13 protein-coding genes are annotated in these 15059 nt (G+C 37.4%); 9 read left to right on the top strand and 4 right to left on the bottom strand.

The window, feature by feature from the left end; genetic code table 11:
- Positions 1-6 precede the first annotated feature (6 nt).
- Entirely contained in the window at positions 7-1800 is a 1794-nt protein-coding gene (locus THC_RS08970) for a peptidylprolyl isomerase (protein ID WP_068516411.1), read from the bottom strand.
- 367 nt (positions 1801-2167) lie between these two features.
- Positions 2168-2326, bottom strand: a complete 159-nt coding sequence (locus tag THC_RS09465) for a hypothetical protein (protein WP_153303658.1) — start codon at positions 2324-2326, stop codon at positions 2168-2170.
- Between the two features lie 153 nt (positions 2327-2479).
- Between THC_RS09465 and THC_RS08965 the strand changes: the two genes are divergently transcribed.
- From THC_RS08965 to rsmA, 4 genes are all read left to right on the top strand, one after another.
- Positions 2480-3205 (top strand): DUF8196 domain-containing protein, encoded by a 726-nt coding sequence (locus tag THC_RS08965; protein WP_068516408.1) that lies wholly within the window; start codon positions 2480-2482, stop codon positions 3203-3205.
- Between the two features lie 160 nt (positions 3206-3365).
- Positions 3366-4754, top strand: a complete 1389-nt coding sequence (locus THC_RS08960) for a sodium:proton antiporter (protein ID WP_068516406.1) — start codon at positions 3366-3368, stop codon at positions 4752-4754.
- Positions 4755-4756: 2 nt separating this feature from the next.
- Positions 4757-5638 (top strand): universal stress protein, encoded by an 882-nt coding sequence (locus THC_RS08955; RefSeq protein ID WP_068516403.1) that lies wholly within the window; start codon positions 4757-4759, stop codon positions 5636-5638.
- Positions 5639-5643: 5 nt separating this feature from the next.
- Positions 5644-6411, top strand: coding sequence for a 16S rRNA (adenine(1518)-N(6)/adenine(1519)-N(6))-dimethyltransferase RsmA (gene rsmA / locus THC_RS08950; protein WP_068516401.1), 768 nt, complete (start codon positions 5644-5646; stop codon positions 6409-6411).
- Here the strand turns inward: rsmA and mltG are convergent.
- Positions 6344-7453, bottom strand: a complete 1110-nt coding sequence (mltG, locus tag THC_RS08945; protein WP_068516398.1) for an endolytic transglycosylase MltG — start codon at positions 7451-7453, stop codon at positions 6344-6346. The two genes, rsmA and mltG, sit on opposite strands and share 68 nt — an antisense overlap.
- 39 nt (positions 7454-7492) lie before the next feature.
- On the opposite strand from mltG, the gene THC_RS08940 reads away from it, so the two are divergent.
- From THC_RS08940 to THC_RS08920, 5 genes are read left to right on the top strand one after another with little or no spacing between them, the layout of a single operon-like run.
- Positions 7493-8107, top strand: coding sequence for a tetratricopeptide repeat protein (locus tag THC_RS08940; protein WP_068516396.1), 615 nt, complete (start codon positions 7493-7495; stop codon positions 8105-8107).
- Complete coding sequence (locus tag THC_RS08935; protein WP_068516391.1) at positions 8088-9188, top strand: DVU0298 family protein; 1101 nt, start codon at positions 8088-8090, stop codon at positions 9186-9188. Before THC_RS08940 ends, THC_RS08935 begins: the two co-directional genes overlap by 20 nt.
- Positions 9181-9753 (top strand): tetratricopeptide repeat protein, encoded by a 573-nt coding sequence (locus THC_RS08930; protein ID WP_148638857.1) that lies wholly within the window; start codon positions 9181-9183, stop codon positions 9751-9753. The genes THC_RS08935 and THC_RS08930 overlap by 8 nt, the downstream gene beginning before the upstream one ends.
- A complete protein-coding gene (polA, locus tag THC_RS08925) occupies positions 9740-12313 on the top strand; it encodes a DNA polymerase I (protein ID WP_148638856.1) in 2574 nt (857 codons plus the stop codon). The genes THC_RS08930 and polA overlap by 14 nt, the downstream gene beginning before the upstream one ends.
- Positions 12310-13026, top strand: a complete 717-nt coding sequence (locus tag THC_RS08920; protein WP_068516382.1) for a pseudouridine synthase — start codon at positions 12310-12312, stop codon at positions 13024-13026. Before polA ends, THC_RS08920 begins: the two co-directional genes overlap by 4 nt.
- On the opposite strand, the gene THC_RS08915 is transcribed toward THC_RS08920, so the two are convergent.
- On the bottom strand, positions 13015-14985 hold the full coding sequence (locus THC_RS08915; protein ID WP_167344343.1) for a sensor histidine kinase: 1971 nt from the start codon (positions 14983-14985) through the stop codon (positions 13015-13017). The two genes, THC_RS08920 and THC_RS08915, sit on opposite strands and share 12 nt — an antisense overlap.
- Between the last annotated feature and the right edge of the window lie 74 nt (positions 14986-15059).

Below are 15059 nucleotides of genomic sequence, written 5' to 3'. Positions count from 1 at the left end.
CAGTATCTAAATCTGCTGAAAAAGAGGATAAACCTTAATCTTTGCCCTCTTTTGATAGCCTTCCAAATACTTCTTTAAGACCTCTTCTCTCTTTTTCTCAAGTAAAAGACTGCGAAGGGTATGTAATTCCTCTAAGCTGAAGGTCTGCTGAGAATTCTCAATCCGTTGAAGGTAATAAATTTTTATAGCTTCCTCTGTTATAATAGGTTCTTCTATTAAACCAGGGAGTCCTCGTTGAATTAATTTCTCAGGTAAATCCTTTCTCAAAATCTCTTTGGTCTCTTCTTTAAAACCCATTTCTTGGGCTATCTGAATAGGATTCCCCTGCCCTTTTGCCTTTCCCAAAAAGCTCTTTACCTTTCCTTCACAGAGTTCTCTTCCCTTTTCCTTTAAGTAATCATTTTTAACCCTTTCCTTTGCCTCTTCAAAGGACAGATTTCTCCTGGGTTTCTTATCCAGTATCTCAACTAAATAAATAGCCTTTTCGGTCTCAAGGGGAGAGAAATAATCACCCTTTCCTTGTTTAAAAATTTTATTAGCGGTTTCGCGAGAGGCAAAAATTTTGGCAAGTTCTTCCTGAGTAAGATATCCAGTTTCCTCAAGTTTGATCTGATTTTTTTCACCCCACTTAGTCAGCCCATTTTCAGCCACAACTTTTGTGTAAATTGCATTAGCGTGATTTTTTGCCCTATCCCTGAGCTTAACCTTTTTTATTTCACTCACAATCTTATCTCTTACCTCTTCAAGCTTTGCCACTCGTTCAGGTTGAACCTCTTCAACTCCAAGGATAGTAAATCCCTGAGAGGTCTTTAAAGGACCTAAGATATCTCCTTTTTTGGCTAACTTTAAAATGTTTTTTAGTTCCTGAGAAAGCGCCTGATCTTCAAACCATTCAGAGGTCTTAGAGCCAAAAACTGCAAAATCCTTTAGATCCTTTATCTGAGTTTTTATTTCCTGAGCCTTCTTCTCAGCATTGGCATCAACCCCAGGAATAACGATTCTTCTCAATTTTACTTTAAAGGGTTCCCTGAATCGATTTAAATTTTGAGCATAGTAGTTTTTGATCTCTTCCTCTGAAACCTCAACCTCCCCGGTAAAGGGAATTATATAATAAGCGATTTTTATCTTTTCCTCTTCCACATAAAGATCTCTATGGGCATTGAAATAACTTTCTAAAGCCTTTTCATCCCCCTTGACCTCTCTCTGACAGGATTCCATTGTGAGGATAAATTCCTGGAGGGTAATCTTTTGATGATAAAATTTTGCAAATTCAAGAACTTCATCCTGGGAGACAAGAATTGGAGCTATTAAAAGACCTTTTAATTTTTGCTCAAGGAGATCTGCCTTAAGGATCCTCTCAAAGGTGGCAGGAGTTAACCCCATCTCCCGTAAAAAGGCAAGATAAGCTGAGGGATTGAACCTTCCCTCTTGCTGAAAAAAGGGAAGCTGCGAAATAGCCAAGTTTATCTCTTCCTGGGTTATCTTTAAGCCAAGGTCTTGGGCAATTCTTTGGGTAAGCTTTATTCTAATAAGCTCTTGCAAAGCCATTTCTTTGAATCTCATTTTTTTAAGATCTTCGCTTGAGACCTCTCCGAAGGCCTGTTTTAACTGAAAAAACTTAAAATTATAATACTCTTGAAATTCTTTAAGGTTAATCTTCTCTCCATCTACTTCGGCTACCAGATTTCTATCGGATGTACCAAAATAGCCGATACCCCAGAAGACAAAAACAATAATTATGATTGCCAAAAAGATCTTGGCAAAAAGGGAAGTTGCGCCTTTTCTAAGAAATTCAAACATCTTTAAAACTCATAAGGATTTTTATAAATATACCAGAACCTTAAAAAACTTCAACAAGAAAAAACAAAATTGTCAAAGTTCACTTCCTTCTAAGAATAATCTCTTTATTATTAGATGACAGGGATGCTAACACATTAATGTAGGGGCAGATCTATAGTGTCTGCCCCGATAATACAAAGGATCACATAACAGGCATCCCCATGGCCTCTACTTTAATAGGGGGAATTAGATAAATTTTATTCAAGAAATGATTGATTTGGGATCAATTGTAGGAGTAAATAATTTCCAAGGGATTTACAACATCCTTACAGGTGAGGCTTTACGAGTCTGTGAGAGTAACACAGGCAATCTTGCCTGTGAAGGTAAATTACACTCCTATGTGTGAAAGTGAAAAAACAGACAAGAATGTCTGTTTTATTGCAATTTTTCCCCGTAAATAATTCCATTTTTTCTCTAAATAGGCTCTCTCAAGCATTTTCTGATATCTCCTTATCTTTCTGCAAAGCTCCTTTACCTTTCCACCCACTCTTTCCTTTGAAATAAGCTTTGCTAAAGAACTAAGCTTGTAAAATTTAAGAGGGGCGAAATAGATAGTTTTATTGTGAAGGTTGAATAGAGGAGCTAAATTGGATTTAGGAGATACACTTGATTTTTATGAAAATTAAATTAATGTAAAAATATGTCTCTCTTAGCAGTAGATCTAATTAAAGCCCTGGAAGAACTTGAGCCTCCTGTTAGAAAAATTTTTATAAAAATTCTTGAAAAACTTGAGAAATCTATTGGTGATACTGTAAAGCGTGAAGATTTTCTTGAGTTAAAAAATATAGTTAGTGACCTTACTAAGGCTCAAAAAGAGACCCAAGAGGAAATAAAAAAACTCGCTGAAGCTCAGAAAAAAACCGAGGAAGAGTTAAAAAAGCTTGCAGAAGAGCATAAAAAAACTGAAGAAGAATTAAGAAAGCTTGTGGAAGAGCACAGAAAAACAAGGGAGGATTTACACCAATTAAGAAAAGATTTTGGTGGATTTACAAGAAGCCTTTCTTATGCCTTTGAAAATGAAGCTTACAGGAATCTTCCAAAAGTTTTAAAGGAGAAATATGGAATAGAAGTTACAGAAAGATTTATAAGGACGGAGATTGAAGGAGAGGAGATCAATTTTCTGGCAAAGGGAAGGGTAAATGGAAAAGAAGTGGTGCTTGTTGGAGAGGCTAAGTTGAGATTTGACGAGGGGAAAAGAGATTTTGATAGAGCCTTAAAAGAGATTGAGAAAAAGGAAATAGCAGTTAGAAAGGTTTATAGAGATAAAGAAGTAGTAAAGCTTATAGTAACTCACTATGCCAAGCCCAGAGCTTTAAAGATGGCAGAAGAGAAAGGTATTATCGTAGTTCAAAGCTTTGAGTGGTAAAAAAAGTTATTGATTACACTCTCCAAGGGTCAAAAATTAAAGTTTAATTGACTTTTCAGCAAAATTCTCTCATATAAGTTCATAATCTTCTAAAAAAGAAGGGACATAAAAGATTTAAAGATCATTCAAAGGTTAGCATCCTTTAAAGGATTTATCTTACATGATTCCCAAATCATATCTTTATGTTAAACTTTTAGGTATGAGTAGTCTTGGGGAGAAATTACCTTTAATATCTATTCTTCCCTTTGCAGGAATCCTTCTTTCTATCTCCCTTTTCCCCATTATTGCCCCACGATTCTGGCATAAACACTTCGGAAAAATTTCTCTCTTTTGGGCCATTCTCTCAGCCCTTCCCCTTCTATATCTTTCTCCCAAGGGAACCTTCCATGAGATACTTCATGTTTTACTTGCAGAATATATCCCCTTTATCCTTCTTCTTTCCTCCCTTTATATCATTTCTGGCAATATCTATCTTCAGGGAAATTTTTCAGGGACCCCTCTTTTTAATACCATTTATCTACTCACAGGCACTCTTCTTGCTTCCCTTATGGGCACAACTGGTGCTTCTATTGTGTTAATAAGACCACTTTTGCGAGCCAATGCCTGGAGAAAAAATAAAGCTTATATCTTTGTTTTTTTTATTTTTCTTGTGTCAAATATTGGTGGTTCTTTAACTCCTCTTGGGGATCCGCCTCTTTTTCTCGGCTTTCTTAAAGGAGTTCCCTTTTTCTGGACTCTCAATCTTTTTCCCTCTATGCTTCTCTGTGTATTTTCCCTTCTGGTCCTCTTTTATCTCATAGATACTATTAACTTTAAAAAGGAAAAAGAGCGCTTTCCAAAAGATTTAAAAAAGAAAACCTTTCTAATTCTTGGCTGGTATAACCTTTTTTTCCTCGTAGGGGTGCCTATAACCATTCTCCTTTCCGCTAATTTTCATCTCCCCGGAATACATGTATTTGGTATAGAAAGGCCTCTCAATGAGATATTCAGGGATATATTTTTTGTTCTCCTTGCAGGAGTCTCCTTTTTTATCACCCCCAGGGAGATTCGTGAAAAAAATGAATTCACCCTTTTTCCTATTAAGGAGGTAGCCATCTTATTTTTTGGGATCTTTATAGCCATGCTTCCTGCCATAAGCATTCTTCAGGCAGGAGAAAGGGGGGTCTTAAATCCTTTAATTTCAAAGCTTAATGAACCTGCTCATTACTTCTGGATAACAGGGCTTCTTTCAGCCTTTCTGGACAATGCTCCTACTTATCTTACTTTTTTAAGCACCTGCCTTGGAAAATTTTACCCTGGCTTACCCGAAAAAGAAGCCATAGTCAACCTGATTCAAAATTATCCTAAGTACCTCCTTGCTATCTCTGAAGGGGCAGTATTTTTTGGAGCCCTTACCTATATTGGAAATGCCCCGAACTTCATGGTAAGATCCATAGCTGAAGAAAAAGGTATAACTATGCCAAGTTTTTTCGGCTACCTCCTGAAATACTCAATCCCCATATTAATTCCCCTTTTTATATTATTAACTTTAATATTTTACAGAGGTTAATTATGGGCATAAAACGAATTCTCTATCCGGTAAGGTATTGGGAAATGGGATATAGAGGCCTCCTCGAAATTTTAGCCTTAAAAAAGGCAGGGCTTGAAGAAATAATTCTTTTGCATGTTATCCCCCGGGAGGAGGTTTCTTATGTTCCCTTTGGGGGTTTTTTAAAGGAGAGGGCGCTGGAATTAGCTGAATCTGCCAAATTAAAATTTCAGGACTGGGATAAGGATATCCAAAAAGCAGGCTTACAAAGCAGATTCCTCGTAGAAATTGGAGACCCTTTGGTCAAGATTCTTGAGGTTGCTGAAGATGTATCAGCAGATCTTCTTGTCATAGGGAAACAAAAAAGGGAAAAACTTTTTGTATCTGAGATTACTCAACAATTAATAAATCGCTCTAAAATTCCTGTTCTTGTTTATTGTCATAGCCTCCTCAAAGAACCTGAGGAAAAACCTATAATTCTTGAAAATATCCAAATCTTCAAAAGACCCGTTTTGGCTACGGACTTTTCTAAAAATTCCCTCAAAGCAAGGGATTTCATCTTATATATAAAGCCTCTCATAAAAAAAATTTATATAGTATACATAATAAAAAGTGAGGAAATATCAGGCTTGCAGGAAGAGGAAATTCACGCCCTGGAAGAAAGAATGAAAAACCAACTAAAGGAATTTTTTCAACCCTTGAGGGATCAAGGAATAGAGGGAGATATTTTCCTTGGTCTCGGGGAGAATCCAGCTAATGAAATCCTTGAATTTGTCCGGGAAAAAGAAGCAAGCCTCATAGTTCTTGGAAAAACTGGTAAAGGCTTCTTAGAAAAACTCTTTATGGGAAGTGTAACCTCTCACCTGTTAAAGGCTTCTGAATTTCCCCTCCTAATAGTCCCTTAGGTTGAATGCCTGTAAGATTAAAAAAGCGCTTTGGTCAGCATCTCCTTGTCTCTTCAGGCATCCTCTCTAAGATAGCAGAACTTGCTAATCCAGAAGAGGGTGATATCTTTGTAGAAATTGGTCCCGGCACAGGCCTTCTCACTAAAGAGCTTCTCAAATATCCCATTAAAAAACTCTTTCTTATTGAACTTGACGCGGAAATGGTTGATTATTTACAAAAAAATTTAAAAGACGAGAGAATAGTTATAATTCAAGATAATGCAGTATCCTTTAATTATAATAATCTTAATGAGAGGAAACTTAAAATAATAGGGAATCTTCCTTACAATGTAGCCAGTCTTATAGTGGAAAATGTTATATATTATTACTCCCTTATCCCAACAGCTCTTTTTCTTGTTCAGAAAGAGGTTGCAGAAAAATGGCTTTCTGGTAAGTCCTGGCTATCTCTGTTTATACAGACCTTTTATGATCTTGAGTATCTTATGACTATTCCTCCCCGCTTTTTTAAACCCCCTCCTAAGGTTAATTCTGCCCTTTTGAGATTTAATCTGCTCCAAAAAGCAAAAATTGAGGATCTCAAAAATTATAAAAAATTTTTAACCCGCCTTTATGAGGGCAAAAGAAAGATGTTGCGTAAGAAATTTTCTAAAGATTTATTTGTAAGTGCTGGAATTAACGAGTTTTTAAGAGCTGAAAATCTTACACTTAAAGAGGTTTTAAAACTTTATCATTTATGGGAAGCTCATCATCAAGAGACACCTTCTGAGCCTTAGCCGAAGTGCCGTTATCAGGGCTTGTTTGTTCTAACTGACTCTGAGGGGCTCTTATTCTGGCAATAGCTGAAAGGTGTTCTTTATAGGTTCTTGAAAAAATATGTCTTCCATCTCCACTTGCAACAAAAAACAAATAAGGCACCTTAGCTGGCTTCAAAACTGCTAAAAGACTTGATTTAGAAGGATTTCCAATAGGGGTAGGCGGTAGCTCATTATGAAGATAGGTGTTATAAGGGCTTTTTACCGTATAATAATCTCTATAAGTGAGTCTTCTGAAATCCTTTAAAGCATAATTTATAGTAGGGTCTGCCTGAAGAGGCATGCCTTTCTTAAGGCGATTTAAGTAAACAGCAGCAATAATAGGCTTTTCCGCTTCATAAAAAGCCTCTTTTTCTACAATAGAGGCAAGAGTTACTATCTCTCTCATGGATAATCTACTTTTAAGGGCAAGCCCTTCAAGATCTCTCCAGACCTCTTTAAATTTATCCGTCATCACCTTAATTACTAAATGGGGATCTGTTTTTTTGGCAAAGAAATAGGTCTCTGGATAGAGATATCCTTCAAGGCTTGGTCCTGGAAGGCCAAGATCTTTTAAAAATTTTTGATCCTGAGCAAGTTTTAAAAACTCATTTTTGGAACAGATGTTATTTTTCTCCAAAGTTTCTGCAACTTCCCAGAGGGTTGCTCCCTCTATAACAGTGACTCTGTGTAAATAAATCTTTCCCTTTTTTAAAACCTCAAATATTTCTTCTAAGGTTTGATTTGGATAAAGAGCATATTCTCCAGCTTTAAAATCTTTATAAACGCCTTTTCTGAAAGCCTCAATCATAAAGACAGGCACACTTCTTATGAGCCCTTCCTTCTTAAGCTTTCGGGCAATAGAAAAAAGACCTTCCCCTTTTTCTATCTCAACAATACGAGCCTGAACCTTCTTTTCTTGTGTAACAGGCTCAAGACCTTCCCAATAAAGACCTGTGAATAAAAACAGATGAAAAACTATTAACAAAAGGGCAATTATCTTCTTATCTCTTGAGAACTTCATAATCTGTATTATCCTTTAGGTCAAAATAAGGAGGAAAAAATGGAGCAAGAAGAGATTTTAAAAACCTTAAAAAAAGAGGCCATGGAAAACCCTCATGCGGTTTGGGCTCAGCATCGTTTAGCCATAGCTTACCTCAATTTTGGGAAATTGCAAGAAGCCAAAGAGGCCTTTAAGAAGGTTTTAAAACTTGATCCCTATCATTTTGAGGCCATGGTTAATCTGGGAGTGATACTGGCTCGTGAAGGAGAGCTTGAAGAGGCTAAAAAGGCCTTTACCTTTACCCTTAAGTTTTACCCTCATTCAGCTGAGGCCTGGAACAACTTAGGATTGATAGAATTTCAATTGGGAAATCTGGAATCCGCTGAAGAATGTTATAAAAAGGCCATTGAAATTAATCCTCAAAATCCCTCTCCTTATATAAATCTCTCCACAGTTCTTATTGGGCTTGAAAGATATGATGAGGCTATTTCCTATCTTGAAAGGGCCTTAGAAATTTCACCTCAAATTGCAACAGCCTACAACAACCTGGCAGTTGCTTATTACTTTAAAGGTGAAAGGGAAAAGGCTAAAGTTTTTTTGGAAAAGGCAAAGGCTATGAACTATCATGTAAATCCGGAGTTTGAAAGGCTTCTCTATGAAACTAAAGATTCCTAAGCCCCCACTCTGTCCCTTTTGCGGAAGGCTCATTCCTAAGCCTACTTTTCTACCCATCGGGTTTTCTGATTACGAGGCAGGGATCTGCGAATGCGGTGCAGTCTATGTTGCGGATGTGACAGGCTTTAGCCGTGGAGCAGTTTTTTTAGAGGCTCTGCTTATTGCTTGCGGAGGAGACCTTGATCTTGCCCTTGACCTTATTCCAGAAGAGGATTATCAGGAGATTTGGCTTGAAAATTATGATCCCGAAAGTCATACCCTTCCCCCTGAGTCCCATTATGAGGGAAGAAAGATTAAAGGTGCCCTCTGTTTCATCAAACTCGCTAATGACCTTGAGGAGCTCAAGTCCAGGGAAAGAGCTAAAGCTCTCTCTAAGAAAGAAATTGAAACACACTGGACTCTATCCCCTCAATTCAAAAAACGCTTAACCAGAAAGGAAGCAGAAAATCTACTTCTTGAGAATCGCAAGGAAGAGCTCCTTGCCTATAGCCTTTCTGAACCCTTAAATCTCCAAACCATACAAAAACTTCTTTATCATCCTGAAGAAACCATGCGAAAAAAGGCTTCTGTTTCTATTGGATACATATCAAATTATCTTTCTCAAAGAGATCCAGAAAGGGTCCTTGATTTTCTAAAAAGGCTACTTTATGCCAGTGCTGATTCAGCTGCCTCCCCCTGGGGAGCTATTGAAGCAGTAGGAGAGATTATCAGAGAGACTGAGACCCGTTATATCTTTTTTGTTAAGAATCTCTTTGGCTTTCTTGCCTATCCAGAGTATGAGACTTCAGTCCTTTACGCCTTGATGCGAATGGCTGAAAAAAATCCATTTGCCTTAAAAAAAGGGCCCTATCTGAGGCTTCTAAACATCTTTAAAAAAGCAAAACCCCTGGCACAAGCCCTAATTATCAAAATTTTTACCTATCTTAAAGGGAAGGAACTTCTCTCTTACAAGGAACACCTTCAACCTGAAAAAGTATCCCTCTTTGATTATGATACCCTGAGTTTTAAAGAAGTTTATCTTAAAGATCTCTGGAAAACCTATGAAAAAACTGCAACCACAAAGGAGCATCAGAATGAATGAAAAAAAAGTTGAAGAGATTTCTGCCTTAAAATTGGCCCTGGAGCTCTGTCAAAAGGCTCATGAGGCCTGGATCAAAGGCAACACCCTTGATGCCTTAAGTTCCTATGAACAGGCCCTTGAAATCTTCAGTGAGCTTGGAAGACTTACAGAAATGGCTAATGTTCTTGAAAAAATTGGAGATATCTATCAACTGAGGCAAAAGTTTGATCAGGCCTTAAGGGCTTATAAGGCCTGTCTTGACATCTGCGAAAACTTTGAAGATGAGATCAGCACAAGCATTATCGCTGAAAAGATTGTCTTTGCCTATAAAGAAAAAGGGAATTATGCTAAGATGATCCCCTATTTACATCGGATACTTGAGATTGCTGAAAAATATAGAGACCCCCACAGAGCAGGAAGGGCCTTAACAGGTCTTGGAGATGCCTATCTTCATCTTGGAAAAGTTGATTCAGCAAAAGAAGCTTATTCCCTTGCGCTTAAAATTTTTAAAGGGATGGGGGCTATAGAGCAGACTAAACTCCTTGAAGAGCATCTCAAGGCCCTTGAAAAAAATGAGTCCTCCTGAGGCAATCCTTAAGCACAAAGCCCTACTCATTGATGGAAGCTCCTTTATCTATAGAGCCTATTATGCCATTACAGGTTATCTGGCAACTTCAAAGGGGCTTCCCACTAAAGCCATCTTTGGGGTAACCCAGATGCTTTTAAAGATCCTTAAGGAGTGGGATCCTGAAATTATAGTCTGGTTTATGGATGAAAAAGGGCCAACTTATAGACATATCCAGTATGAAGAATACAAAGCAACAAGACCAGGCATGCCGGATGACTTAAAGATTCAAATACCTTACATCAAAAAAATTGTCACTGCTCTTGGGATACCTGTAATCTCTGCAGAGGGTTTTGAGGCAGATGATCTGATATGTAGTTTTATTAAAACCTTTCCCATTCCTCTGCTTATGGTGGCCCCAGACAAAGACCTTCTATCTCTGATAAACGAGAGGGTGGTAGCCTTTGATCCTATCAGAGATTCTTTTATGGATATGGAGAGCTTTCAGCAAAAATATGGCTTTCTTCCCTCCTCTTTCCCCGATTTCAGGGCTTTAGCAGGAGATCCCTCTGACAATATAAAGGGTATTCCAGGAATTGGTGAAAAAACTGCCTGCGAGCTTATTAAAAAGTTTCAAACCTTAGAAAATCTTTATGCCCATCTTGAGGAAATTACCCCTCCCAAGTTAAAGGAAAAACTCAAAGAGCATAAAGACCTTGTTTTCAGAAACCTTGAGCTTATGAAACTTAGAGAAGATGCCCCTCTTCCATCAACGGAGCTCTCATTTTATCATCGAAAAGCCCCAGACTTACGAGAACTGAAAAGACTTTTTAAGGAATTTGAATTTCGAAAATTTTTAAAGGAGTTCCCCTTTCCTGAGGAAGAATTAAGCTTTTCTCTTGAAGAAACTTCTCCTCAAAAACTCCTTGAGATTTTAAAAAGGGAAAATCCACCCAGAATTAGCCTTTACTTTGAAAAGCAAGCTCCTACTCTATTTGGTCAGGTAGATTTCACCCTTGGAATCGCCATTTCACCTCACAGGGTCTATAAATCTCTTTTTAACTCCAAACTTTGGGAGGCTCTAAAAGAAAAAGAGGTCTTTCTTTTTGACTATAAAGGGCTTCTACATGAGATTGGAGATAATCTTAATAAGCCAAGGGATGTCAAAATATTAGCCTATCTTTTAAACCCCGGGTTAAAAAACTATGACCTATCCAATCTTGCCTTTGAATACTTAGACTTTACCCTTAAAGAGGGAGCCAATTCTTCCCAAAAATCCATCCTTTTATATCTCCTGGGTGAAGAGCTTGAAAAAGAAACAAAGAATGAAGGTCTATGGGAGTGGTTTGTGAAGGTTGAGGGTCCTTTAAGTGAGGTCCTCTACTCCATGGAAAAAAATGGAATTCGCATAGATGTGGAATATGTGAAAAAATTAAAGGCTGATTTTTCTCAAAAAATAAGAGAAATAGAAGAAAAACTCTTTGCTTTAGCTGGAACTACCTTTAATCCACGATCCTCTCAGGAAGTAGCGGTCATTCTCTTTGAAAAATTGAGACTTCCAAAGATAAAAAAAACTCAGAAAAGTGCTAAACCATCAACAGATGCTGAGGTCCTGGAGGAACTTTCTAATTCTCATCCCATAGTTCCTCTTTTATTGGAATATCGGACCCTATACAAACTTCAAAGCACCTATCTGGAAGTTTTTCTAAAAGAGCTTTCATCTGGTAAGGACCGCCTTCACACAGAGTTCAATCCCACAGGCACTGCCACAGGGAGGTTAAGCTCTCAAAAGCCAAATCTTCAAAATATTCCTATAAAAGGGGAAGAGGGCTTGGCTATCCGAAGAGCCTTTATTGCAGAGGAGGGCTTTCACATACTTAGCTTAGATTATTCCCAGATAGAGCTCAGAATCCTTGCCCATTTTTCACAGGATCCAAATCTCGTAAGAGCCTTTGAATTAGGAGAGGACATTCATAGCTATACAGCAAGTGAGGTCTTTGGAGTTCCTCCTGATAAAATAACTCCAGAGATGCGAAGGGTTGCCAAGGTAATAAACTTTGGCATAGCTTATGGGATGAGTCCTTACGGGCTAAGTAAAGAGCTCAAGATTGACCCAGCCTCAGCTGAGGCTTACATTAGAAAATACTTTACCCGCTACCCAGGAGTGAAAGAATACATTGATAAGACTATCGAATTTGCAAAAACGCATGGATTTGTCTACACCTTAGCGGGAAGAAAGAGATTTATTCCTGAAATCTTTAGTCCCAATAGAAATGTCAGGGAACTTGGCCAAAGAATGGCAGTAAATACCCCTATTCAGGGCTCAGCTGCAGATCTTATTAAAACCGCAATGGTTGCCCTATTCAGGGCTTTAGAGAGAGAAAAACTTAAAACTCGAATCCTTTTACAGGTCCACGATGAATTACTCCTTGAGGCACCCCTTGAAGAAATTGAAAGAGTTTCTACTCTTGCAGTCTCTATTATGGAAAATCCATTTCCCCATTTAGGCTTGGATTTAAAACTTTCAGTTCCCATTAAAGTGAATGTTTCTTCTGGAAAATCCTGGGCAGACTGCAAGTGAAGTTAAGATTGGATAAATTTTTGAGTCTGGCTGGTCTTGGCTCAAGAAAACAAGTCAAAACTCTGATTCTGAAAGGGAAAATAAAGGTAAATCAGGAGATAATCTTTCAGCCAGATATTAAAATTGACCCTGAAATGGATAGGGTTTCCTTTGAAGGTAAAGAAATAAAATATCAAAAGTTTTATTATTATAAGCTTTACAAACCTCCTGAGGTTCTTACCTCCACAAAAGATAAGGAAAAAACCGTTAAGGATTTACTTCCCCCTGATTTGCCGGGCTATCGGGAACTTTTTCCAGCAGGAAGATTAGACAAAGATGCTGAGGGTCTTATACTTCTTACTAATGATGGAGAACTTGGACACCGCATTACCCATCCCAAATGGAAAATCCCCAAGGTCTATGAGATAGAAATTGATAAATCCCTTGAGGAGGAGGATAAAATCCAAATTGAGAGAGGGGTGGATTTAAAAGAGGGGAAAACTAAGCCTGCAAAGATTGAATTTCTCTCTCTTCAAAAGACAAGATTAAAGATAGAGGTCACAGAGGGAAGACATCACCTGCTGAAAAGGATCTTTGGTAAACTCGGATACCGAGTATTGAAAATAAAAAGAATTGAGATAGGTCCTCTCAAAATTGGTGATCTGCAACCTGGAGAGTGGAAACCCTTAACTGAAAAAGAAATATCAGCACTTAAGGGTCTTCTAACAGGGTAATTCCAAAATAAATCTTGTGCCACCCTCTTTGAGATTTTCTACTCTTATCTTTCCTTGATGTAGCTCAACCAGACCCTTGATAAGAAGGAGCCCTGTGCCTGCCTTCTGAAGTTTAGAGAAATCGTCTTTATTAAAGGCTGAAGCAATCTCTTCATCAAGACCGCTTCCATTATCCTGAAAATTGATAACTATCTTATTCTCTTTTTTTTCAAGGAATATGTTAATCTTACCCTTTTCTGGCATAGCCTTTATAGCATTATCAAAGAGATTGATCCAGATTCTCTTTAATTGAAAGGGATCAGCCTTAATGAGAAAAGGAGAAGGAATAACTTCTACCTTTTTAAGATTAATCTCAAGCTCAGGATAGGCAAGTTTATAAAGTTCAATCACCTCTTCAAGATTATTCAAAAGATCAAATTCTATCTTTTCAAAGAGAGGTTTTTGAGAAAAATGATAAAAATCAAGGGCAAGCTTTCTCAATTCCTCTACATAGCGCTCAACCACCTCAACAGTTTGATTTAGGAGATCTCTATCTTCGGGCTGAAGCTTTTCCGATAGCCGTTTCCTGAGTCTTTCTACAGAGAGTTTGATAGGGGTTAAAGGGTTTTTAATTTCATGGGCGATTTTAACGGCAACCTCTCTCCAGAGGGAGAGTCTCTTGAGGGTCTCCTTTTCTTGAAGATTTTCAACAATAAGAAGTAAAAGATTATCCCCAAAGAGCTCAAGTTTCATAAAGGTTATCCCTATGGAAAGTTCAGTTCCTTCCCTTTCCAAAGTAAAAACCTTATAAAAGGTCTGATTAAAATCAAGGGTTTGAAAATAACTCTCAAGGGATAAGAAATCTGCAAATTCCTTAAGGTCTTTGATTCCAGATGTATCTAAACACTTTTGAAAGGAAAAATTTTTAAAAAGAATATCCCTATTACTCTTAAAAATTACAATACCCACAGGTAAGGCATTTAAGACACCACCTAAATATTGATTATACTTACGCAGGGTCTCCTGATAGGACTTAATCTCCTCAGCCATCAATTTAAAGGACTGAATTAACCTTCCTATTTCATCGTCTTGGGAAGAGACCTCTGGAAGTTCAGAAAGATCAAAGTCTCGCTGAGATATCCTTTGAGTAGCAAGAATTAACCCCTGGAGGGGTTCTGATAAGCTCTTACCAAGTTTATTCCCTACCCAGATGCCTACAAAGAGAATAAACAAAAAGAGTAAGAGAAAAGATAAAAAAAGAAATAAATTCAGGGATTGAGTAAGCCCTTTTTCATCAATCTTTCCGCTTAACATTTGTGGATTCAAAATTTTACCAACGGCAAGAATATAGGGCTGTCCTTTTTTATCATTAAACAGGAGAAAAATCCTTAAAATAAGTCTTGAATCTATGGGTTGGAGAAAGGTCTGAGGGGTTTTTTCCTTGATTATTTTTTCAAGAAGAGAGGGGGGAATACCAAGTTTTTCGTCAATCTCAGAAGAATAGGTCTTTTTAAAGAGGTTCCCATCGAGATAAAAAATTTCTATAGAATTTAGCCCAAGAAAGTAACGAAATTTCTCCCGCAGATCCTTACTCTTGATCTCATCCGTCTTTTCAAGATACTCCTCCTTAATTTTAAAAGCCTTTTGCAAAAGCTCTGCCTCAACATCTTTTATAAAATCCTCTTTTTGTAAAAGCCTTGCAATGATTTTTTCAGAAGAAAACTCTTCAAACCAGTAATCCATACCCTTTTTAAGAAAATAAAAGCTCCCGAGAACTAAAATTACTGCAGGAAAGGTTATAGAAAGAAAATAGAGGAGAAATAGTTTAAATTTAAGACTTCTTGAAATCTTTTTGCCCCGTATTTCCCAGAAAATCCTCCAGAGATATCTAAAGATAAAATACAAAAGAAGAAGCAAGAGAAGAAGATCAATCTGGATAAGAAAAAAGAAGAAAATACTTCTCTGAGGAAAATTTATCAAATTACTTTGGTAAAGAAAAATTTCTAAAAGAGGGATTATAATAAAGATAAAAAAGAAGAAAAGAAACTTCCTAT

Source organism: Caldimicrobium thiodismutans (assembly GCF_001548275.1).
GTDB lineage: Bacteria > Desulfobacterota > Thermodesulfobacteria > Thermodesulfobacteriales > Thermodesulfobacteriaceae > Caldimicrobium > Caldimicrobium thiodismutans.
Note: the sequence above shows the minus strand (reverse complement) of the source record. Positions and strands in the feature narration are given on the sequence as shown.